The organism is Saccharothrix sp. NBAS 001, assembly GCF_056640475.1.
Genome location: NZ_CM153251.1, coordinates 634,378 through 656,215 on the forward strand (window position 1 = coordinate 634,378; position 21,838 = coordinate 656,215).

Annotated in this window: 13 protein-coding genes and 1 pseudogene; 10 read left to right on the forward strand and 4 right to left on the reverse strand. The window is 67.1% G+C overall.

The window, feature by feature from the left end; all coding sequences use genetic code 11:
- Window positions 1-911 precede the first annotated feature (911 nt).
- The 5 genes from AC0HI0_RS02905 to AC0HI0_RS02925 all read left to right on the forward strand — a co-directional run bounded on the left by AC0HI0_RS02905 (window position 912) and on the right by AC0HI0_RS02925 (window position 11,461).
- A complete protein-coding gene (locus tag AC0HI0_RS02905) occupies window positions 912-3,863 on the forward strand; it encodes an RNaseH domain-containing protein (protein WP_480930670.1) in 2,952 nt (983 codons plus the stop codon).
- A 1,253-nt stretch (window positions 3,864-5,116) separates the two neighbouring features.
- The gene (locus tag AC0HI0_RS02910) at window positions 5,117-7,033 is read left to right on the forward strand and encodes a hypothetical protein (RefSeq protein WP_480930671.1); all 1,917 of its coding nucleotides are present in this window, start codon (window positions 5,117-5,119) and stop codon (window positions 7,031-7,033) included.
- 257 nt (window positions 7,034-7,290) lie between these two features.
- A complete protein-coding gene (locus AC0HI0_RS02915) occupies window positions 7,291-9,999 on the forward strand; it encodes an ATP-binding protein (RefSeq protein WP_480930672.1) in 2,709 nt (902 codons plus the stop codon).
- A gap of 308 nt (window positions 10,000-10,307) precedes the next feature.
- Window positions 10,308-11,177, forward strand: coding sequence for a hypothetical protein (locus AC0HI0_RS02920; RefSeq protein ID WP_480930673.1), 870 nt, complete (start codon window positions 10,308-10,310; stop codon window positions 11,175-11,177).
- Entirely contained in the window at window positions 11,174-11,461 is a 288-nt protein-coding gene (locus tag AC0HI0_RS02925; protein WP_480930674.1) for a hypothetical protein, read from the forward strand. The genes AC0HI0_RS02920 and AC0HI0_RS02925 overlap by 4 nt, the downstream gene beginning before the upstream one ends.
- Before the next feature lie 720 nt (window positions 11,462-12,181).
- On the opposite strand, the gene AC0HI0_RS02930 is transcribed toward AC0HI0_RS02925, so the two are convergent.
- A complete protein-coding gene (locus AC0HI0_RS02930; protein ID WP_480930675.1) occupies window positions 12,182-12,922 on the reverse strand; it encodes an integrase core domain-containing protein in 741 nt (246 codons plus the stop codon).
- 463 nt (window positions 12,923-13,385) lie between these two features.
- Between AC0HI0_RS02930 and AC0HI0_RS02935 the strand changes: the two are divergent.
- The 3 genes and pseudogenes from AC0HI0_RS02935 (at window position 13,386) to AC0HI0_RS02945 (ending at window position 17,051) form a co-directional block, all read left to right on the forward strand.
- Window positions 13,386-14,596 (forward strand): annotated as a pseudogene (locus AC0HI0_RS02935) (IS701 family transposase).
- 695 nt (window positions 14,597-15,291) lie between these two features.
- The gene (locus AC0HI0_RS02940) at window positions 15,292-15,813 is read left to right on the forward strand and encodes a SigE family RNA polymerase sigma factor (protein WP_480930676.1); all 522 of its coding nucleotides are present in this window, start codon (window positions 15,292-15,294) and stop codon (window positions 15,811-15,813) included.
- A 173-nt stretch (window positions 15,814-15,986) separates the two neighbouring features.
- The gene (locus AC0HI0_RS02945; protein ID WP_480930677.1) at window positions 15,987-17,051 is read left to right on the forward strand and encodes a hypothetical protein; all 1,065 of its coding nucleotides are present in this window, start codon (window positions 15,987-15,989) and stop codon (window positions 17,049-17,051) included.
- Window positions 17,052-17,152: 101 nt separating this feature from the next.
- On the opposite strand, the gene AC0HI0_RS02950 is transcribed toward AC0HI0_RS02945, so the two are convergent.
- Window positions 17,153-17,707, reverse strand: coding sequence for a hypothetical protein (locus tag AC0HI0_RS02950; protein ID WP_480930678.1), 555 nt, complete (start codon window positions 17,705-17,707; stop codon window positions 17,153-17,155).
- Window positions 17,708-18,045: 338 nt separating this feature from the next.
- Between AC0HI0_RS02950 and AC0HI0_RS02955 the strand changes: the two genes are divergently transcribed.
- On the forward strand, window positions 18,046-18,360 hold the full coding sequence (locus tag AC0HI0_RS02955; RefSeq protein WP_480930679.1) for a hypothetical protein: 315 nt from the start codon (window positions 18,046-18,048) through the stop codon (window positions 18,358-18,360).
- Between the two features lie 854 nt (window positions 18,361-19,214).
- Window positions 19,215-20,315, forward strand: a complete 1,101-nt coding sequence (locus AC0HI0_RS02960) for a chymotrypsin family serine protease (protein WP_480930680.1) — start codon at window positions 19,215-19,217, stop codon at window positions 20,313-20,315.
- A gap of 64 nt (window positions 20,316-20,379) precedes the next feature.
- Here AC0HI0_RS02960 and AC0HI0_RS02965 read toward each other — a convergent pair whose 3' ends face one another.
- The gene (locus AC0HI0_RS02965; RefSeq protein ID WP_480930681.1) at window positions 20,380-21,000 is read right to left on the reverse strand and encodes an META domain-containing protein; all 621 of its coding nucleotides are present in this window, start codon (window positions 20,998-21,000) and stop codon (window positions 20,380-20,382) included.
- A 2-nt stretch (window positions 21,001-21,002) separates the two neighbouring features.
- Window positions 21,003-21,470: an RNA polymerase sigma factor gene (locus tag AC0HI0_RS02970; RefSeq protein WP_480930682.1), complete on the reverse strand. Its 468-nt coding sequence runs from the start codon at window positions 21,468-21,470 to the stop codon at window positions 21,003-21,005.
- Window positions 21,471-21,838: the final 368 nt, after the last annotated feature.

Consider the following 21,838-nt stretch of genomic DNA (forward strand, 5'->3'; position numbering starts at 1 on the left):
TCTGTTCGCCCCGGTTCGGTGGTGGATGACCGACGCCCAGGCGAAGTCCATCCGCGCCCGCAAGCACCGCATCGACTACGGCGAGGGCCACCCTCTGTTCGGCGAGCCCATCAAGATCTCCGGAACCCACCCCAGCCGCAAGAAGGACGCACTCATCGAACTCGGCGGCAACCTGTACGACCGCCACATCCGCCGAGAGATCAACCGCACCAGCAAGGACGACCGGGGACGCGTCCTGGTCGTGGCCAACTCCTACCAACAATGCGCGTGGCTGGCCCGCGGCATCAGCCGCGCCGGACACTACGACGGGGGACTGTGCCTGGCCGTCCGCGCCGAGGACCTGCACAGCACCGACCCCGAACTCCCCAGGCAGAACGTCGCCGTGCGGTTGACTGCCGAGCAGTTCGAGGACTTCCCACAGCACGGAAAGATCCTCGTCGTTCCGCTCGCGCTGATCGCACGCGGACTCAACATCGTCGTCGGAACCCGCTCGGCGGTCCGGTCGGTGTACCTGTGCGTGCGGCCCCTCGCACTGCTCAACGACCCCGCAGAGATGTACGGCAGCATCAACGCCGCCGGCCTGCGCGCCCTGCCGATGGACGGTGCGCCCGTCCCGTCGCAAGCCCTCGCCGAGGCCGGCCAGGCCGCCTGGGACCGACTGGCGCTGCTGCTGCGCACGGCACCGCAGTTCACGGCGATGCACAAGTCGCTGCAGGACGAAGTCGTCGCAGGCATGATCGTCGACCTGATCCAGCTCGCCGGTCGTGCCCGCCGCGGCGGCACCGACGCCGTGCTGCACATGGTGGATTACGCCTTCCACGAGGACACCTGGAGCTCCGACCTGGAGACCGTCCTGCGGCGCATCCACTCCCTGTGGCCTCCCGAGGTCCGGCAGCGCATGAACGACCTGTATGGGGAGGCGCTCAACGCCTTCCTCTCCTACGCCGGCATCGAAAACCCCGCATCCGGCCACCAAGGCAACTGACGGAAAGCACGAGAGAGAACGAGAACCTGTGACCGAGCACGACCTCGCACCCGGCAAATACCTCAACACCCTCGCCGTCCGCTGCACCCCCGAACTGGTCGGCGACGCCGTAGTCCACGTCCGGCACCTCGACGAGGTGACCTGGAAGCTGTGGGACGACTTCAGCTGGCAATGCAAGAAGAAGTTCAACAACGACGACGCCCAGGCCCCCTACTCCATCGCCACCACCGTCCTGAGCATGATCAGCGGCGGCTACGTCCACTTCGACCCGGACCGCCGCACCCCGTTCCTCGCCTCGCTCAACCCGATCGACAACACGCTGCTGCGCCGCGTCTTCACCCTCACCCACCACCTGGCCCTCGGCCAGGAGGTCGGCACGATTGACCTCGCCACGCCACCGGAACTGGCCAAACGGATCGCCGACACCACCGAACACCACTACCTGCTGGCCGATTACCTCCAGCCCGCCCACGGCAGCCAGCCCACCGCCCCCGGCTGGCTGTACCGCACGGTCGTCTGGGACCTGTCCCGGCGACTGGCCGCCCGACCCTGGTCGATCTCCGACGACAGGACCATCACCCTGCGGTCCGACTCCACGGGAGGCATGGTCGCGTTCGACCATCCGTGGCAGAACGAGCAAGGCGGCCGGTTCGCGCTGTCCCGGACCGCGTTGAGGCTGAAGACCGTCCCTAACATCAAAAACCCCGTGCTGCTGCTGAGCTCGCGGGTGACCCGCATCTCCTCCTCGCTAGTCTTCTCGAGAACGGCCCTGGCCGAACAGCCCGGTCCCGGACGCCCCCTGCTGGAAGTCAGCCTCAACGGCCGAGGCGGTGCTCGCACCATCAACCGCCTGGCACTCCAGGCCCTCGGTCGTCTGCAGATGGACTACTCCATCCTGCGCACCATCGACGACCGGTCGAAGCGGGAACAGAAGCTCCTCGCCGACGCGAAGGCCACCAACCAGCCGAACCGCTTCCCCCGGGAGCACCCCGGACAGGTCTGGCCGATCCTGCCCAAGAACTACACCTTCCCCATCGGCACCGGCACCGGCATGCACCACCTCCGGCTCCTGCACCGTCACGTCGCCGCCGTCTTCCCCGACACGGCGGAGCCACTGGAGATCCGCGAGGTGCGGGCGAGCATGCCACGCCGCCCCACCGACCCGGAGAACATCTCCAACGACGAGTACCGGCGCCGCAAGGAGGAACGAAACCGGCATCCCGACCCGAAGACGCTCGGACCGATCCGTGCCCGCGGCACCCTCTTCCCGACACCGGAATCCCTCGTCGCCTCCGTCGAGAACGCCGGATTCACCACACTGCGCATCGTCTGCCTGTGGTACCGGGACGACACCCGCCTGCGGATGCTCGACACCCTGTGCAAAACCTTCGACCTCGACCCCCGGAACCTGGACCCGCACGACGGCATGGAGTTCAGCCTGCACGACAAGCGCATCACCGCGGTCTTCCACCATGCCGAGGACTTCCTCAAGCCGGGACCCTCCGGCGACCGCGCCGCAGTGCCACCCGCCGCCGACACTTCGCTGCCGACGCGGGACACAGTGCTCGTCGGTGCCTGGTGCGAGACCGAGATCCCCACCGCCGCCGATACCGACGAACACGGAGGGGCAAGCCTCGACGACCTCGACGCCAAACCCCAGACCAAGAGAATCCTCGCCGGACGCGGCGTGCCCACCCAGTACCTTCTCGGCAGGGACGACAAGGGCGTCATCAAGCCCAAAGCCAAAGACCACCCCGCCGAAATGGCCCTGCTGGACCTCTACCGCTCGATGGGCATCATCGACGACCGCATCGCCAACGCACTGCTGCCCGAGAAGAACGGCTACCCGGTCGACCGCATCGCCCACGTCGGCGTCTACGTGCGACAGCAGAACAAGCGCAAGGGCGAGTCCGGTCAACCCAAGGTGATCATCACCGCGTCCGCCCTCGTACCACCACAGGCGGGCGACGGCACCTGGACCATGCTCGGCTGGAGTTCCACCCGACCGCAGTGGCAGCCCTACCGCACTGCACAACCCGCGTTCCACACCAGCGCCTACCCGGAGGGCACCGGCGACCGGAAGACCTACCGGCAACGCTGGGACGACGCGGCCGACACCGTCGAACGCGCCCTGGCAGACCTGGCCGACGAACTGGACGACGTCCCGTACGTGGTCACCGTGGACGCCGCCGCCTCCCGCCGGATGTGGGACGGCCTTCAGAACATGCACCTGGGCGGCTCACCCGAGGACAAGAAGAGCCGCTACTGGCTTCCCGGCAACACCCTGATCCCAGACGAGCGACCTCGCGCCATTATCCGCGTCAACCTCGACGACGAGGAAGTCCTCCAGCCGGTCGGCACCACCCACGTCGCCAAGTCCAAGGACAGCGAACCTGCGGAGAAGAAGACCGCGAGAACGCTCTACGAGGTCGCCACGGACTTCGGCACTCCGTTCTGGGTCCTCTGCAACGTACCCAGGGCCTTCGACGGGGACGGCGCGGGCCGACTGGGATCGGAGTACACCCGGTGGGACGCGAAACGTTCCGTCTCCTCGGAGAAGAAGGAGGAACGACGCAAGGGGGAGATGCCCCAGAACTGGTACTCCATGACGGCCAACGAGATCTTCCCGCTCGCGTGCGCTGGCGACGTCTCTGCCGAAGCCCTCGCCATCTCCACGGCGAAGCTCTGCCACCAGGCCCAGTTCTGGGACGGACGCTCCCGCCTCCCCGTCCCCCTGCACGCCGCGAAGCAGATGGACCTCGACCACCCGCAGTACCGGCGTACCACCGCTCCCGAGGAGAAGGTGGACGCCGAACCCGGAGCCGAGGACACACCGCCGCGTACAGGCACCACGGACCGGGGCGGCCGGCAGGCATAGGCGGTCTGGGTGGCGCAGTGGAACCCTGCTGCGCCACCGAGACGGTTGCGCCTCGTCCTGGACGTGGCCCCGACCTTCTCCACCTCACAGAACCGGTCGGACTACTCACGGGTCGACGTGTGTTTCGTCGCCGTTGCCCCGGAGACGGATTGGGGCAGGTCCGGTGCGGCAGTTCTGGACAATGCGACTGGTCGGCCGCTGTGCTCGAGTGCCCATCCGGTGCGCGAGAGGGGCGTTGGGCCGCGCTCACGTGGAGCGGCGACGCCGATGTCTGCTCGCGGGCACGGTCCCTTCCTACGGTGGCCCTGCGGGCGGACCGCTGCTGCGGGACATGGGTGGGGCGTTGGCAATCGCCTGTCGGGGTGTATTCATGTACGAATAATGCGGTCATGTCGGCGCGAGTTCCTGTTTGCGAGTTGGCGTCGCGAAGATCGTGTCAATCGGGTATCGACCAGCGTGGATGCGGTCGTGGCGATACGACGCCGCGCGAGGTGTCTTCTCTGTTGCCACTGTCGGTGGGGCTATTGGGGGCCGAATGGGTGACGTTCTCCGAAGAGCATGATCACCGACGGTTTCGCCTCGATGGATTGTCGGTGTGCGGCGCTACTCTCGATTCGTTCGGACTTGTGGGGAGGGTTCCGCTGTGGCTGGTGTGTCGCCGTTGGCAGGAGTTGTGCCCGATGATGTCGGTACTCGTCGTTTCCGTCGCAGTGTCACCTCGACGGTTGAGCGGGATGTGGACGCACGGGCGCCTGCGAGGAACGACCCGACTGGCCGGGTGGTGGGCGGTCGGAGTCGGCGACTGCTCCTCGTTTCGCCTCGGCGGCGGGCGAATCCGCGGTGCGGCCGGAGAAAACCCGTGGTGATGATTGTGGCCCCTGAACGGTAGGTGCCAGGGGCTTGCTGGTCGCTACGCGGGTTTGGGTCGTCGTGGTCGTTGACGGCGGGCAGTGGGTGTCAGGTGGCTTGGGTGGGCTCGTGCGCCGTTGAGGACCTACCTGCCCAGGGGGTGGCGTTGTCGAGCGTGGTGTTCGTTGTGGTCCGTTCGTGGTCTCGGGAGCGAGGTGCGACAGGTGTCGTCGGACGACATGGGATCGGTTGCGTGGCCGGTGCTGTTTCGTGGACCTGAGCGGGTGGGCTGGAGATTCAGCGACCGCACCGTGCACAGGCAGGCGTTCGGGGAAGGACGGCCGGCCTGGGGCGGGGAGGCGGTACGGCCGCCGGGCAGCATGGTTCCGGCCGTGGTGTTGCCGGTGGCGTGCAGGCTTCTCGGCGGGGTCAGGCCACCGGTTTCCGGACAGGGCAACCCGCTGGACCGACAGTTGGAGCGGGTCGAGTTCGACGCCCGCCGGCGGAGCGGGGACGCACGGCTGATCGCGCGCGGAGTGTTCGCGGTCGCCCTGGTGGGCGGGGTCGTGTCGTGGCTGGTGTCGGCGGTGTACGCGTGGTTCCACGACGCGGAGGGGACGTCGTTCTGGGCGGCGATGCTGTGGGCGGTGGGACTCGGCCTCGTCGTCGCCGGCGCGGTGTGGAAGGTGTGGCGCGGCGTCGTGGGGTGGCTCACGAGCGTGGTGAGCGGCTCGTGGAGGTTGTCCCACCAGCGTCACGAGCGGGCGGTGGCGGAGTGGGAGACCCGGCGCGCGCGGTTCGAGGACGACGAGACGGCGCGGTTGGCCGGTGTCTCGGACTGGACCGCGGCGCAACTGTCGCCGGGCGTGACGCGGGTGAGCGTGGTCGGCGACAACACCTACGGGACCGAGGCGCTGCTGACCGTGACCTGCGCGTCGATCCTCGCCGCCAGCGGGTCGGTGACCGTGCTGGACCTGACCGGCGACATCGTGGTGGGCGAGCTGGTGCGCGGAGCGCAGGCGACAGGCCACAGGGTCGGCTTCCGGCTGCTTCCCACCGAGCTGGCGGAGGTCGACCTGCTGTCCGGGATGACTCACGAGCAGGTTGTCGGACTGCTGGTCGAGGCGCGGCACGGCGGTCAGGGAAAGCCGGACCTCGGTGTCCGCGGGGTGGACGAACGGATCCTGACCACCGTCGTCGAGGAACTCGCCCCGGGCGGGTTGTCGATGGGGCGCATCGCGGCGGCCCTGCGGGTGGCGATGCACGCGAGGGACCGCGGAACCGACGGGGTGCTGTTGTCGCTCGACGAGCGCACGGCGTTGCGGAGGGCGTTCGCGGACGACTACCGGCGTCAGGTCGCGGTCAACCTCCGAGACCTCGAGGCGATGGCCGGCCCCTTGTCCAAGATGGGCACCGGCGACGTCGGCCCCCTGGAAGGACAGCTGCGGGTGCTGTCGATGTCCAGCGAGTGGACCAGCGCCCAAGCCGACTTCCTCAGTGACCTGCTGGTCGGCTGGGCTGCCCGCCAGGTGATCGACAACCCGACCACGATCCCCACCCTCTTGGTCACCGCCGCGGACCGCCTGGCCGCCCGGCACCTGGACCGCCTGTCGGACCTGTGCGAACGGCGTGGAGTGCGCCTGGTCGTGTTGTTCCGCAAGCTGGAGGACACGACGGCCAGGATGATCGGCCGCGGCGCGGTCGCCTTCATGCGCCTGAACGACCCGCAGCAGGCCGCACGGGCCGCGGACTTCATCGGCCGCGAGCACAAGTTCACGGTGTCCCAGATGGGCACGACGCTCGGCGGTCAGGACACCCACTCGATCGCCAACAGCGTGAGCTATTCCGACAGTCACGGCGAGTCGCAGACGGAGGGCGCCAACGAGTCGCGTACCCGAGGTGACAACAAGGGCGACTCGCCGGACTCGAAGGTGCCCAAGACCAGGAACACGTCGCGTACCAAGGGGTGGAGCGACTCGGACACCCAGTCCTGGAACCGGACCCGTAGCTGGGGAACCACGGTCTCGGACGCGACCACCGAGAGCTGGTCGGACTCCGAGACCCGTCAACGGGTGTACGAGCACCGCGTCGACCCGGAGGTGATCAAGAACCTGCCCGACTACACGATGCTGCTGGTGGAGACGACCACCGATGGCAGCCCGCGAAGGGTCCGTGCGGTGGAGTTGAACCCGGAGATCGCGATCCTGGACGCCGAACCCGCCGGACGGTACGACAGCACAAGGGAAGTCGAGGCGGCGGCACAGGCCGGACATCCCGCCGACGACATCGCCCGCTGGCTCGGACGGAGGCACCGCCGATGATCGGCGACACCGAGGGGACCTCCTCCGGTTCGGGGACAGGGCGGAACCCATTGGCGTGGCTCAAAGCCGGAGGATCGCTGTGTCGGATCGAGGAGGTGTACAAGCCGACGAACTCCGGCACCTCCCCCGGGGCACATGCGGCGCGGCTTGATCGAGCGCACGCCCGATACCCTGCGGTCGTCGCTGCGTACCACCAGCGGTTGGCCAACGGCGAACCACTCGTACTCGCCTGGTACCGGCCGGCGGCCGGAGCTCGGGTGACCATCGCGGTGTCCACCACCACAGCCAGCCGCGACTATCCCACGGCACTGATGTTTCCTCCCGGCACACGAGGACGCCCGATCACCTCGAGCACTGTGCTCGAGCACCTGGAATCGATGTCCTGGTGGGTACCCGTCGCAGGTGTCGTGGACGCCCTCGTGTCCGCCCTGCACCCCGACCAGGCACACAGCGGAGCGGAACCGTTGGCAGGGCTCGAACAGAGCCTGCTCTCCGCCTGGCACGGCCCCTTCGCCTGGCTGCTGCTCGCCGAACCCGTGTCACGTGAGGACATGCACCGAGAAGCCGCCTGGCTCGCGGACAGGGAAAGCACCGCCCGCGACTACGCCTCGAACCCCGAGGACCTGGCCAGTGCCGAACGGCTCGCACGACGCTACCGGGAAGTCAGCGCCGGAAACTCGACCGGACTGTGGCGGATGCGACTGCTGGCCGGAGGAGTGGACGAAGCATCTGCCGCCGCCGTGGCCGGCCTGCTCGTGGCAGGCCAGGACTTCCGCGGGACTCCGTACGCACTCATCCCGCTCAAACCGGTCCACGGACTTACACACGCCGCTGAAACGGCGGTCGAACAGGACGGCGTGACACAGGTACCGTTCCTGGCCGACCCACGCCTCCTGGCCGCCCTTGCGCACGTTCCGGCCACCGAGATACCGGGAATCCGGCTCGTCGAACGCTCCACCTTCGATGTCACCCCGGAACACACCACAGACACCGAGACCATCCTCTTGGGGCAGGTACTCGACCACGACGACCTCCCCGCAGGGCCACTGCGCATCGGCTTCGACACCCTCAACCGCCACACCTTCGTCTGCGGCGCCACCGGCTCCGGCAAATCCCAGACCGTCCGAGCCATCCTTGAACAACTGGCACGATCATCAAGACCGGTCCCATGGTTGGTGATCGAACCGGCCAAAGCCGAATACGTCGGCATGGCCGGACGCCTCCGCGACCTCACGCCGCCAGTGCTCGCGATCCGACCCGGCGACCCGGCGGCCATCCCCGCATGCCTCAACCCTCTGGAACCCGAACCCGGCTTCCCACTGCAAACCCACATCGACCTCGTCCGCGCCCTCTTCCTCGCAGCGTTCGATGCCCACGAGCCCTTCCCCCAGGTACTCAGCCACGCCCTCGACCGCGCCTACCGCGACCTCGGATGGGACCCTGCCCTCGGAAAACCACGGAAGGAAGGCATAGTTCCGCGCTATCCGACTCTCGGTGAACTGCGCGACATCGCCCTGGACGTGGTCGAGAACATCGGCTACAGCAGGGAAATCACCGACAACGTACGCGGTTTCATCGACGTCCGCCTCGGCAGTCTTACCCTGGGCACTCCCGGACGGTTCTTCCACGGCGGCCACACCCTCGATCTCGACCAACTGCTTAACCGCAACACCGTCCTGGAACTGGAGGATATCGGCAACGACCAAGACCAAGCCTTCCTCATCGGCGCTGTCCTCATCCGGATTAACGAACACCTGCGCCAACGTTACCAACAGCACACGCAGGACCGGGAGAACTCCACGGTCAATCATATTGGGGGCGACGACAAGGAGCACCTGCGTCACGTCACCGTGATCGAAGAAGCACACCGTCTGCTCAAGAAAGCGGAACCAGGCAGCCCTGCGGCGCACGCGGTCGAACTGTTCGCTTCGCTTCTCGCCGAAGTCCGTGCCTACGGCGAAGGGATCATCGTCGCCGAGCAGATTCCCGCAAAGATAGCTCCCGACGTGGTCAAGAACTCCGCCCTGAAGATCATGCATCGCCTGCCCGCCGCCGACGATCGCGCATTGGTGGGTGCCGCTATGAATCTGGCCGACGAACAATCCCGCTATCTCGTCGCTGTCCCTCCCGGGCGAGCCGCCGTGTTCGCTGGAGGAATGGATCACCCGGTCCTCACCCAAGTACTCTTGGGTGCCAACCGGGAATTCGGTCACTATGTCGACCGTACGCCCGGAATCCTCAAGTCCCGCAGCCCCGCCTGTCCCGACACCTGCTGGTCCAGCCCGTGCACGCGAACGCAGATCCGCCGGGCCGAACACCTCATCGACGACACTGCTCGACTGATCCTCTGGGTCGAACTAACGACGATCGCGCTCCTGATGGGCCTCTCGAAGCCCAACCCCGACCGCGAGTGGCTCGACCAACTGAAGACCGAAAACGACCAACGAACCCTGGATTGTGCAGTGGCGAAGCTCATCCACGACGCTGTCGGCACCCGCTATCCGGGAATCGTGCCCTGCTATCCACCCGAAGACCTTGAGGTTTACCTCAGGGTCGTGTGTGCCCAATTGCTTGCGGGCAAACCATCGCCGGGCGGCGGAGCCGAAGTGCAATGGCAAGTTGGCCGCTACCGATGGTCCGATGTTGTGATTGCGCTCACGGAAGCGGTGGACTCGCCTGATCCACACCCTGACACCGAAAAATGGCGGCAGCGTGGTCTCCGTCTTCCGCACGTCCCGTGTCGGCAACAACTAGCCGCTCTTGACTGCCTTCCCGAGATTGTATCTGACTCGCTTACGACCTATCGCGGTCGGGTAACGCCGACATACTATGAGAAAGCTGCTATCGAGCTTGACCTCGACCCCGACCCTATCATCCGTCTGGCCCGTGCTGCCGACTTCCTCAACCTCGATTGGAGATTCAAAGAACTGCTCTACCCGGACACGCTGGGTACGACTAACTCATGAGCGAAGTACCTTCCGGTCCGACCTCTGCACTCGATGGCGGCCACGCCGCAGCCGTCCCGGGCACGCCGAATTCGACAACTCGTTCCGCACCCGGAGCGGCAGACCAGGCGAAACCCGCTCCGGACCAACCGGTGACGCAGGTAGCATTAGAACAGCAAGAATCGGGCGACGCGAAGACCGACTCGGGGTCGGAGTCGGTGCGGTCAATCGTAGGATTGATCTCAAATTCAATGGCACCACGAGAGCAGGGGAGTGCGGAAGCCAGTGTAGGGTCAGTGCGGTCGGTTGTGGGAACTATGAGGGCTTCGATGGCTCCCCGCGAATCGCCAAGTGACAATGTACGGGCTCCCGGAGAATCCGCAGGTACTGTCAAGCTCGGGCCAGAGACAGTCTCTGGGGAAGAAACTTCGGTCGAGACCTCAAGAGTATCGAACGGTGAGCCGGTTGAGAGGCGGGCGAAAACGGGCGACGCCGGCAGCTCGCTGCCGGCTGTCGAGGGTGAACCGGCTGTCGAGGGTGAACCGGCTGTCGAGGGTGAACCGGCTGTCGAGGGTGAACCGGCTGTCGAGGGTGAACCGGCTGTCGAGGGTGAACCGGCTGTCGAGGGTGAACCGGCTGTCGAGGGTGAACCGGCTGTCGAGGGTGAACCGGCTGTCGAGGGTGAACCGGCTGTCGAGGGTGAACCGGCTGTCGAGGGTGAACCGGCTGTCGAGGGTGAACCGGCTGTCGAGGGTGAACCGGCTGTCGAGGGTGAACCGGCTGTCGAGGGTGAACCGGCTGTCGAGGGTGAACCGGCTGTCGAGGGTGAACCGGCTGTCGAGGGTGAACCGGCTGTCGACCCCAACGACCTGAATCCTCCCCAGTACTGGCCTGATGGCACGTTCACCAACGTCAGGGAGGTCGGGGGCGTCGCCGTCCGCATCGTCGGGAACTACGAGGTGAACACCGACTCGGCGGGAGTCCGTACCCTGAATCTGACAACCATCTCCGTGCACGGGAAAGGCGGGGCACGGCCAGGGCCGCGCGCCACCATGGAAGGAATAAAGTCGTTCGTAGTCGAGGCCGGTGCCTCGCAGAACGTCCAGTACGTGACCTTCACGGGGACTCGTACACATACTGGAAATGTGCAGACGGTCACCTATGACATCCGCGGCAACAGGATCGGAGGACACAGATGAGGGTCGAGGACTTTTTCGGAGTGGAGGTCGACGTCGACGAGGTCGCCCGGTGGGCGCGCGAAGGCGACGACCTGGAGACGATCCTGACTCGGCTGCGCAACATGGGCTGCGAGTTGGCGGCCTGTGTCGCGGTGCTGGGAGTCGCCGGAGTGATGCCGCTCTCTGAAGCCAATGCCGCAGTCATCCACTCGGAGACGTGGACGGACGAGCGAGACGGGACCCTTGCCATCCAGGAAGACTGGAGCAACGCCCTCTTTGGGGAGATCGAAGACCCGCCAAAGTAGCGTCTTTCGGCATGGTCGAGAGCGGCTTGCTGGTCGGCGAGGGTTCAACAGGAGATGGCCGATGAGTTCGGGAACGAGCACCGGCGGGTCGCCGAGGCGGATGAGGACGTCCTTGCCGTCGCGTAGGACGTCCTCGGTGGTCAGGCGGATGAGGCGGCTGGCGGACTGGGGCAAAGCAGCATTCGGCAGGCGGCGACGCGGGCCTGTGCGGGGAGCAGGTCGTCGGTGAGCAGGGCGGCGCAACAGCGCCAGGCGCCGTGCCTGGGTAAGTGGCTGTCGAGCGCGGACCTGCGGGGTCAGCAAGGCCAGTCTGGGCATGTGGCGTGAGTTGATCGCCCAGGTCAGGAACTTGCGGAGGTGCGCTTGTGGTGCTCGCGTGCCAGGCGTCCAGGTCGCCTGGGCGCAGTCGGCGAGTCTCAGGTTGCGCTGGTCGAGCCAGGCCAGGCACCGTTCGGCCTAGGTGAACTGCTCACGGCGAACCCGCGGGTCGACTTGGTCAGCGGCCTGTTCTGGACGCGGACGCGCAACTGCGGGATCTGGTGCCACAGGCCGAAACTGGCCCAGCAGCGGCTGGTGCGCGCTTCCCTCCAGGGCCAGGAGCCGGTGGTGGAGCCAGGTCTGGGCATGTAGCAGCTACTTGTCCACCGTGGGCAGCGCGCCGCAGGTCATCAGCCGGTCGCGCAGGTAGGCCTGTGCCGCTCGAAAAGTCATCGCTGCTGGTCAGGCAGCTTGTCTGTACTCGTTGATGAGTCCGCCGAGGATGCGGGTACGGAGCGGTCTGTGGGTGCCGAGGTTGCGTGCTGCGGTGGGGTGTTGCTGGAGCTCGGGTGATAGTTGGTCGCGGGCTTGGTGAGGTCTGTGTCTGTTGTAGTGGTTTTCGTAGGTCTTGAGGACTTGTCGTGCGTGGGCTTCGCCGGTGACGAGGATATGGTCGAGGAGTTCGCGTCTGATGGTGCCGATGACCCGTTCGCAGTGGGCGTTCATGTGGGGCGCCTGCGGCGCGCTCTTGATCACGCGCAGGTCGTCGGCCTGGAAGACGGCGTCGAACGTCTGGCTGTACTTGCCGTCGCGGTCGCGTAGCAGGAATCGGAACGACTCCGTCCGGTGTCCGAGGTCGGTGGCGAGGTTCCTGGCCTGCTGGGTCGTCCATTCCTGGGTCGGGTGGGCGGTGACGCCGGTGATGTGCAGGCGACGGGTGCCGTGTTCGAGGAACACGAGCGCGTACAGACGAGTGCCGAGCACGGTGTCGAGGTGGAGGAAATCCGCCGCGATGATGCCCTGGGCCTGGGCGGTAAGGAACTCCCGCCAAGTCGGGCCGCTGCGGCGTGGTGCCGGGTCGATGCCCGCGTCGTGCAGGATCCGCCAGACCGTCGAGTAGGCGACGCGGTGGCCGAGTCGGGCCAACTCACCCTGAATCCGCCGATGACCCCACCGCGGGTTCTCCCTGGCGAGCCGCAGCACGAGCGTTCTTTGTCGCCGCTCGGGTTGGTGGGCGTCCGGTGTGTCGACGGGCGGAGTAGTCCCACTTGCGGGCCATGAGTTTGCGGTGCCAGGCGAGCAGGGTTCCCGGGGTGACCGGAAAGATCTCCGACCAACGTCGACGATCCACCAAGCCGGACAGGGCGGTGAACCAGAGCCGGTCCGCGGGCTCATAGCGGACTGGAGTCGCGAGTTGCCGACGGAGTACGGCGTTCTCGTGGCGCAGCACGAGCAGTTCGGCGTCCTTCGCCGCTCGGCGGCGTAGCAGCACCGCCGGGACGGACAGCAACCTCCGGGTCGTCCTGTACAGCAGGGACACGATCACCCGGCCATGCTCCCAAGGACGACCGCACTCTCGCTCTACCAGCGGCGATGACTTTTCGAGCGGCACAGGCTTTGTTAGGTTGGATGATCGGGCAGGCTGGCGGTGTGATCTTCTGTGGTGGTGACTCCGGAGGAGATGGCGCTGGTTCGGCCGGTGATCGAGGAGTTCGCCGCGGATATGTTCGGTGGGTTCGCGCGGCGTGACCAGCGGGGCAAGGGCGAGCTGTATCTGCGTGGCTTGTTGTCGGACGGCAAGCGGAAGTCGATGCAGCCCATGGCCGAGCGCCTGGGCGTCGACCATCAGCAGCTCCAACAGTTCGTCACCACCGCGACCTGGGATTACACCGAGGTGCGGCGTCGATTGGCGGTGTGGGCGCGCGACTTCGTCGACCTGGGCGCGTGGGTGGTGGACGACACGGGGTTCCCCAAGGACGGGTATTCGTCGCCCGGGGTGGCGCGGATGTACTGCGGGGCGTTGGGCAAGCGCGTGAACTGCCAGGTCGGGGTCAGCGTGCACGCCGCGACGGACTGGGCGTCGGCGGCGATCGACTGGAGGTTGTTCCTGCCCGAGTCCTGGGACGACACCGGTGCGCGATCCCCGAGGACCAGTGACACCGCGAGAAGTGGCGGCTGGCGTTGGACATGCTCGACGAGATCGTCGACGACTGGGGGCTGCCCCGGCGGTCGATCGTCGCGGACGCCGGCTACGGTGACGCCGCCGGGTTCCGGCAGGGGCTGACCGACCGGGGTCTGGCCTACGTGCTGGCGGTCAACCCGATCGCCACCGCGCACCCGGCCGGGGCATCCCCGGTGACGCCCGTCTACAACGGGGTAGGTCGTCGGTCGGTGCCGCGCTACCCCGACCCGCCAACCGATCTCAAAACCCTGGTCATGGACGTGGGCCGGTCGGCGGGCCGGTTCGTGGTCTGGTGTCACGGCTCCTACAAGAGCGCGGGCAACCCCACAGGCCGGATGCGATCGCGGTTCCTGGCGCTGCGGATCCGACCCGCCAACCGGCACATCCCCAAAGACCCGGACGGAAGTCTTCCGGAGTGCTGGCTGTTCGCCGAATGGCCCACCGACGCGGCCGAACCCACCGACTACTGGCTGTCCACCCTGCCCGCCGACATCCGCCTGCGGGACCTGGTGAAACTGGCCAAGATGCGGTGGCGCATCGAGCACGACCACCGCGAACTCAAGGACGGCCTCGGCCTGGACCACTTCGAGGGCCGCTCCTGGATCGGCTGGCACCGCCACGTCACGCTGGCCTCGGTCGCCCAGGCCGTCTGCACGAAGCTGCGCCGCACCCCAAAAGCCCCTGCGCAGGCCTGACCCTCTACCGCCGCCCTGCGCCAACTCCAACGATTACCCGCAGCCTGGACCGGCATCTGCCACACCTGCCATCAACCCGTCCAGACCACAACCAGCCAACCGACACCGCAGGTCACCGGCACCTAACAAAGTCCTACTAGGCCGTCGCCACCTGCGTCTGTCGGGGTAATCGCCGCCCGGCGTGGGTCGTGATGGTGGGGGGTGGGTCTGGTGACGGCACAGGGCGGGGACACGGTTCGACCCCAAGACCAGGGAACACCGGTATCCGGCGGACGCCGTGATCAAGCAGTTGTACGGGACCGCGTTCCGTTGCGGCGAAGCGTTCTGCCGCAAGCCGCTGTACCGGGTGAACGCCGATACCGGCGAGTTCATCCTGAACAGCCGGATCGCGCACATCCACGCACGTCGCGAGAACGGTCCGCGCTGGAGCGAGGAGATGAGCGAGGGCGCGAACCGGGACGCACGCAACCGCTGTGCGAGGAACACGTGTGGGAGGTCGACGCGACGCCCGAGCACTTCCCGTCGGAGTTGCTCCACCGGTGGAACGCCGATCAACTCGCCAGGTACCAGGCGTTGCAGAAGTCCTGGCAGTTGGCCCCGGGCGAGATCGCCGAGGTACAGCGGCAAGTCGCGGCAACGTTTCGACGGGGAGCGGGGTCTGGGAGGTAGTGGCGGGTGATGGAGGGGCGGGCTGGGTGCGCCGTGACGAGCGCGATTTCGAGCAGTTCGTGCGTGAGCGGTACGAGCAGCTGTTGCGTTATGGGGTGATGTTGACCGGCCGGCAGGCCGACGCCGAGGAGGTGGTGCAGGAGGCGTTGACCCGGTGTCTGCGTCGATGGCGTCGGATCCGGCCCGAGCACGCGATGGCGTATGCGCGCAAGGCGGTGCTGCACGAGTTCCTGCGTGCGGCGCGGCGACGCCGCGACGTGGTCGACGCCGACACCGGCGAGGTGCCCACGGGTGTGGTGGCCGACTTCGCGGAGGCGACCGTCGAGCGCGATCTGCTGTTGTCGGTGTTGCGGCGGCTGCCGTCGAGGCAGCGGGCCGCGGTGGTGGTGCGGTTCCTGCTGGATCTGTCCGAGGCGGAGGCGGCTAGGGAACTGGGGTGTTCTGTGGGCACCGTGAAGTCGCTGACCAGTCGGGGGTTGTCGCGGATCCGCCAGTTGTGGGCGGTCGCTCCGGTGACGGACGAGACGACGAGGAGGGGACGGGCGTGATGGTGGGAGGGCAGGACGAGACGGTGGTGCGGTTGCGCAGGGGTGCCGCCGCGGTGGAGCCGGTGCTGCGGCCCGGTCAGGTCGACGACGTGCTCGATCGGGTGGTGACGCGGCGGGCGCGGCAACGCGCGCAGCGAGTCCGAATGTGGGGTGTCGTCGTGGTGGTGGCCGTCGTGGTGGCCGGCGTCGTGGTGGCCGGCAACCGATTCGCGTGGCAGCCGTCGCAGGTCGAGGTCGCCGCGCCGGTCGACCAGTGGCCGCTGCGCGGCGAGTTGGCCGGTGACGGTGCGCTGTTGTCGCGCGCCGAGGAGGTGTGGCGCGCCGCAGGGGGGCCGGATGCCCCGGTGGGACAGGTACGTCCGCTCTACGCGCAGCGCTCGCCGTCGATGCTGGTGAACCTGGTGGTTGTGGTCCTGTCGGGGCGGACCTCCGAGGGGCGCACGGTAGTGGCGTTCGTGACCAGTCCGGCCACCGACGGCGAACCGGACGGCGGGCGGTTGCTGTTGCGTGCAGTCGGCCCTGCCGATGTCGCGCAGAGCGCGGTGGGGTTCGTCGCCGTCGGTCCGGACCCGTCGGACCCGTCGGGAACGAGGACGTGGGGCAGCCTCGGGTTCGCGTTGTCTGCGCCAGGGATGCCGGGTGTGACGATCACGAGTTCCGTAGTCGACGACGACTACAGCGAATCCGGGTCCTCCGGCGAGGTGTTCTGGCGAGTCCTGCCTTCCGGGGTCGGTGCGTGGAACAGCGTGATCACCACGAGACAGTCCGATGACCGGTCGCGGCGGCCTGTGTGGCCGGTCACCGGGGCGAAGGGTCCCCTCGCGGTGCCCGTGACGGTGCACGGCGAGGGCGACACGATGAACATCCGGTCGACCTCGCGGACACCCGCGGTCGGGGACCTGGTGGTGACGCCGGAGGCGCTGCTGGGAGTGGTCGCCGATGCCACTGGTCGCATCGACACCGGCCCCGCCGGATGGATGGCGCACGGCACGGTGAGCACGGCCGTGTCCCGCATACCCGGGACGCTGACTGTTGGATCGCAGAACACAATGCTGTTCACCCCGACCGGCCCGGGTGAAATCGCGGAGGGCAACCGACTGGAGTTCCGGAGCGTCACCAGTCCCGACGTCGTGGTCTCTGTGGGCCGACTGGCCAGAACCGGCGCCGGCTGGCGAGTGGATCGGGCCGTCGACCCGGCGGAGGTCCCGGCGGTGGCCATGTCGGTTTCCCCTCACTGACAGGTCGCCGTCACACAGGCGGGGTGGGTGGACACAGAGCGTGTCCGCCCACCCCGCCGTTCTCGGCTACAACGTCACTCCCGGCGCGGCTGCGGTCGTGCTCAGGTGGCCGAGGCCCAACCGTCGCCCTGGATCGAGTAGACCCCGGACTGGCGGAGTTCGAAGTAGTGCTCGTGGTTGGTGTAGAGCGCCGTCCAGCAGTAGCCGTGGTAGTCGCCGTTCATCGAGTAGCTGATCGGCGATCCCACCTGGGTGTCGATTCCGTCGGCGTCCCACATCGTCACCTGGACCGTCCCGGACCGCCAGTTCGGGTCAGGGCTGGCGCCGCTCGTGACGCGCAGGCTCACACAGGCATTTCCTGCGCCGGACGGCCAGAAGAAGCGCGAACTGAGCCCTCTGGAGAAGTCGAATGTGAAGTTGAACGGCAGGGTCGACGCCATGGCCGTCATGTCGCCGCCGGCGGTTTGCCCGGGGGACTCGGTGAACTCCAGCGTGGGAGCGCCTTCGATGGGCCCTCCCCGGACCGGCGTGGCGTAGACGACCTGCTCCGTCTGTGCCGCCGTGGCCGGATCCGTCGCGTTCTCCGCCGACGCGAATGGTGCCACCGTCACCATCGCTGCGGCGACCGCCGCCGCAACCAAAAACCTGTGCAACATTCCTCCTGTATCCCGCGGGAACAGGGGACCCCCGAAAAGCGCGATTCATTCCCGGGCGACAATGGTGTCGACCGGAGTTTGTTTCGTCGAGGCCCCCTCGTTGGAAGACTTTATCGAGTTCCCGTACGGGTCGGAGATACGGCGCCCCCAAATCCGCCCGCATGGCCCACTGTCGACCCGAACCCGGTCACGACACGTCGTCTCCAACGCCGGATACAGCGCAAAGAGGTGATCTCCTGCGTCTGGTCGTCGTTGTCGCCTACCCGGCAGTTTCCGAGCGTAATGGGTGAAATGAACAACAGTTGTTCATTTCCAGTAGGGGTCGCTATGGTCAACGCATGGGGGAAGACGAATCGCTAGACAAGAGTGTCCATGTGGTTGTGGGCCAACTGGCCGAACACATGCACGCCCACTTCGGGGATCGCACGCTGGCGCGGTTGTGGGCGGCGAGAAGAATCCAGGAAACCATTGAGAGGCACCTGGACGAACTGCTCGCCGAGGCCCGTCAAAGCCAGCGCGAGCCGGGTGCCCCGAAGCGGACCTGGGACGAGATCGGCGCCGCTTTGGGCATGTCCGCACAAGGCGCACGACAGCGACTGCTGCGCCGCCGCTGCCCTCCCCAACCAGGCCCCCGGCCGACCACCCGTACTTGACCGGCTGCGCCGAATCATCGGGGAGGCCGAGGCCGATCCGGTCCTCTGTCGCACGCGGGATGCCGGTCGATCTGGCGGAGTGCCCGGCGCGCCGGTACGGGGGACCGGGCAACGGCCGGTTCTCGCGGGTGTCCGGATTCGGCGCGTGGACGCCGAGTCGTCGCCGGGCAGTGCGGCGTCGGTGTCAGGGCTCTGCTCGTGGTACAGCTTCAGCGCCTTCTTCCACACCTTGCCGGCCCGGTCGCGTCATCCGGGGGCTTGGGTGCGGCCGACGTTGCCGACGATGTCCGCGACGTCGTCGGTGCACCTGCCCCCGACGCCCGTCCGTTTGACGTCGGTCGGTGCCTATGACGACCGCTGCTCCGCCAGCGCTTCCCCAAGGCATCGACCTGTCGGTCCGCACCCAGTCCAACCTCGGCAAAGTCACAGCACAATTGGACGGACTCCCCGGCTGACACCTCGACTCGCGCGCACCCCTCGGGATCTACATCGACCTGACCAAAACCCATACGTGGCGATGACCGAGCTATGACCACTTGACCCCACGGCCATTCCCCTGCCGTGCCCAGCGCGTTGACACAAACGGCCCAATAATCATAAATTCGTCGACGCTCCGACCTTTCGGTGCCAGAGTCGACACCACCCTCGGGGCAAGCCCGGGGTGAGCCAGGGGGTCATCAATGCGTTGGAGAGCGTTGTCACTGTCCATAGTGGCGGCCATCGGGGTTTTAGTCGGATACTCGGCGTCACCGGGTGCGGGTGCAAGTGTCGCGGCACCCGATTCATCAGGAGGTCCCGTCGACCGCTGGGTTTCGTCGGTCGATCCGGGGTTGCTCGAAAATCAGCTTAAGCTCATGCAGTTCAAATCCTGGCTCATCGAACAGCCCGGGATCTTCGACGCCGGTTTCGTGGAATCGGCCAACTACGCCGATGTCATGGCGACCACCTTGTTGTGGGCGGGGCAGTCCCCTGCCCAGGCGGCCGTCTTGGAGGAGGGTGCGCGGCGAGGGATCGCGGTGACGATCAAACCGGTCAACCACACGCGCCGACAACTGAACGACGGTGTCGAAGCGCTGTGGGCGAGCGTGCGGGGTGCTGCTTGGAACGGCTTCGTCCTCACGTCCGTGACTGGCACCAACCTCACGACCGACGGTTTGGTCGTCCGAGGGCACTACACGGGCGGACAAGCCGCCGAGGCGCGGCGACCGGAGACGCTCGACACCGCCCGGAAGATCTCTCCGGCCGTCGTCGACGTGGTCGAGGCCCCGGACACGACCCTGTTCACCATCCGGTCGGACGACTCCTCGCCGTTCAACGCCGGCGGAATGATTCGTGGGGCGAACGGTCGGGGGTGCACCAGCGGCTTCGCGGTGTGGCTCAACGGTGTCTCCAGGACCATGACCGCCAGGCACTGCGCGAGCGAGCCGTTCACGGCCTGGTCCGTCCCGGGCAACGTCTACGGCTCCACCCAGGCCACGCTCGACCAGACCGGAACCCGGATCCTCACCGGAGCCGGCTTCTACTGGATGTTCGACGGAGGCTGGGACGACCCGAACGGCTACCGGAAGAGCGTCAAAGGGTTCGCCGACCTGTCCCTCAACGACTGGGTCTGCACCAGCGGCGCCAACACCGGCGTCCACTGCGCCATCCAGGTCGACAACATGTGGGTCAGCGTCAACGACGGCTTCAGCGTCTTCTGGTCGATTCGCGGCCAGCAGCGGACCTCCGGGGCGATCGCGGCGGGCCAGGGCGACAGCGGCGGCCCGGTGCTGGTGCCTTACGGCAGTGACGGGGTCGGTGCCGCAGGCCTGATCCAAGGCACGTTGTCGTCGACAACGACGAACTGCGGCTCGGTCCGGATATGGGGAACCGAGTGTTCGACGGATGTCCTGTTCACGTCCACCCACTCCATCGTGAACGAACTCGGACCCAACGCATCCCTGCGCGTCGGATAGCGGTCCCGGCCGGACAGCGATCCTGAGCGGTGGCGGGTCGGTGGGCGCATGCCGCTCCGACCCGTCACCGCGACGGCGGGGAAGCCGGGTGATCGGCCAATTCGTCGCCTCGGGCAAATGTCATCCCGAACACGGTGGTGGTGATGGACAACCGGGATCCGGTCATCCGGATGTCCGCCGCACCCTGCCCCACCACGCTTCGGAACGAATCGACGACTGCGCGTTGCATCGGGTCGTCACCGGCGTAGATCGCAAAGGTGCTGCCGATGTCGTGCAGGGTGATCGACTCCGGCCGGCCGTCGTATTTGCCGAACATGGTGTTGATCCCGTCACCCAGCACGATGCTCCCATCCCGAAAAAAGGAGATCGTGGCACCGGCCTCTGCTGGCACCTCGTGTTCCTCCCCGCTTTTCGCCACCGACTCCAGTTGCCAGCGGTATCCGGCGTACGGGAGGTCGTCCGCGCGCTCGGCCGACTGCACGCCGTGGGGCTGCGCCCCTCCGCCGAACACGACCGCCGCCGCGACCACGCAGGCAGCCAGGAGGAAGGAAGCGGCGACGGCCACCGCCCGGCGACGGCTGCCACGACGCGCTCCCACCGGCTCACGGTAGCGCAACGAGTCCGACGTGATCGTCGCCGCGTTCTCCCGGAGCGCCGACCGCACCCGGTTCTCCACTTCGTCCATCGTCATCTCCCGAGCGTCTTGCGCAGCGTGGCCAATGCCCGGTTCAATGACGACGAGACCGCTTCCTTTGTGATGCCCAGGATTTCGGCCACTTCACCGGGCGACAGTTCCTCGAGGTAGCGGAGCACGACGACTTGGCGTTGCCGGTCCGGCAGACGTCGGATGGCGGCCAGCACGGCATCCCGCTCGGCACGGCGTAAGCCAGCTTCGTCGGCACCTGCGGCGGCAATGGTGCCGGACGGTCTGAACCGGTCCGCGACCCTGCGCCGCCGCAACACCGACCGCGCCCGGTTGAACACCGCCGTGGTCAGGTAGCTCCTCGGGTTGTCCAGGCCCGCAACCCGCCTGGGCAGAGCGGCGAAGACGTCCTGCACCACGTCCTCCGCGGTCTCCGGGTCACCGACGACACTCGCCGCGATCATGACCAGAGACAGGTAGTACTGGTCGAAAAGGTCACGGACGTCCTCCATCCGTTGCGCCCCAGCGTCCCGACCAGCTCCCCGCCGACTCGGCACCAAGTTCATCGCGTCCCCGTGATCAGCCACTACACCCGACACCTGTTAGACGCGCGAACCCCGGTTTCGTCAACACGGATCTCCAGGCGATCGCTACCACAGGACCGGATAACGCGGTCCACTACCGCGTCGACAGTACGTCCGGCCGTGGGCGTACTCCTGGCCACGCGCCAGGGCTGGGATGCACTGGCGCTGACGTGTCGCCGGGCGTCGAGGCACCACGAACTCCACATCGGTGGGCTGGAAGCCTGCTCGGGAGGAGCAGTCGGCTGCCGGGCGACGACATCGGGTGGCTCCTCCTTGTGGGGTGCCAAAATTCGGCC

Bases quoted from the DNA above. Each gene is read 5' to 3' on its own strand.
- AC0HI0_RS02905 (WP_480930670.1), top strand. From the start codon at position 912: ATGGGGAGGCGCTCAACGCCTTCCTCTCCTACGCCGGCATCGAAAACC.
- AC0HI0_RS02920 (WP_480930673.1), top strand. From the start codon at position 10,308: ATGGCTCCCCGCGAATCGCCAAGTGACAATGTACGGGCTCCCGGAGAA.
- AC0HI0_RS02925 (WP_480930674.1), top strand. From the start codon at position 11,174: ATGAGGGTCGAGGACTTTTTCGGAGTGGAGGTCGACGTCGACGAGGTC.
- AC0HI0_RS02950 (WP_480930678.1), bottom strand. From the start codon at position 17,707: ATGTTGCACAGGTTTTTGGTTGCGGCGGCGGTCGCCGCAGCGATGGTG.
- AC0HI0_RS02955 (WP_480930679.1), top strand. From the start codon at position 18,046: ATGGGGGAAGACGAATCGCTAGACAAGAGTGTCCATGTGGTTGTGGGC.
- AC0HI0_RS02960 (WP_480930680.1), top strand. From the start codon at position 19,215: ATGCAGTTCAAATCCTGGCTCATCGAACAGCCCGGGATCTTCGACGCC.
- AC0HI0_RS02965 (WP_480930681.1), bottom strand. From the start codon at position 21,000: ATGGACGAAGTGGAGAACCGGGTGCGGTCGGCGCTCCGGGAGAACGCG.
- AC0HI0_RS02970 (WP_480930682.1), bottom strand. From the start codon at position 21,470: ATGGAGGACGTCCGTGACCTTTTCGACCAGTACTACCTGTCTCTGGTC.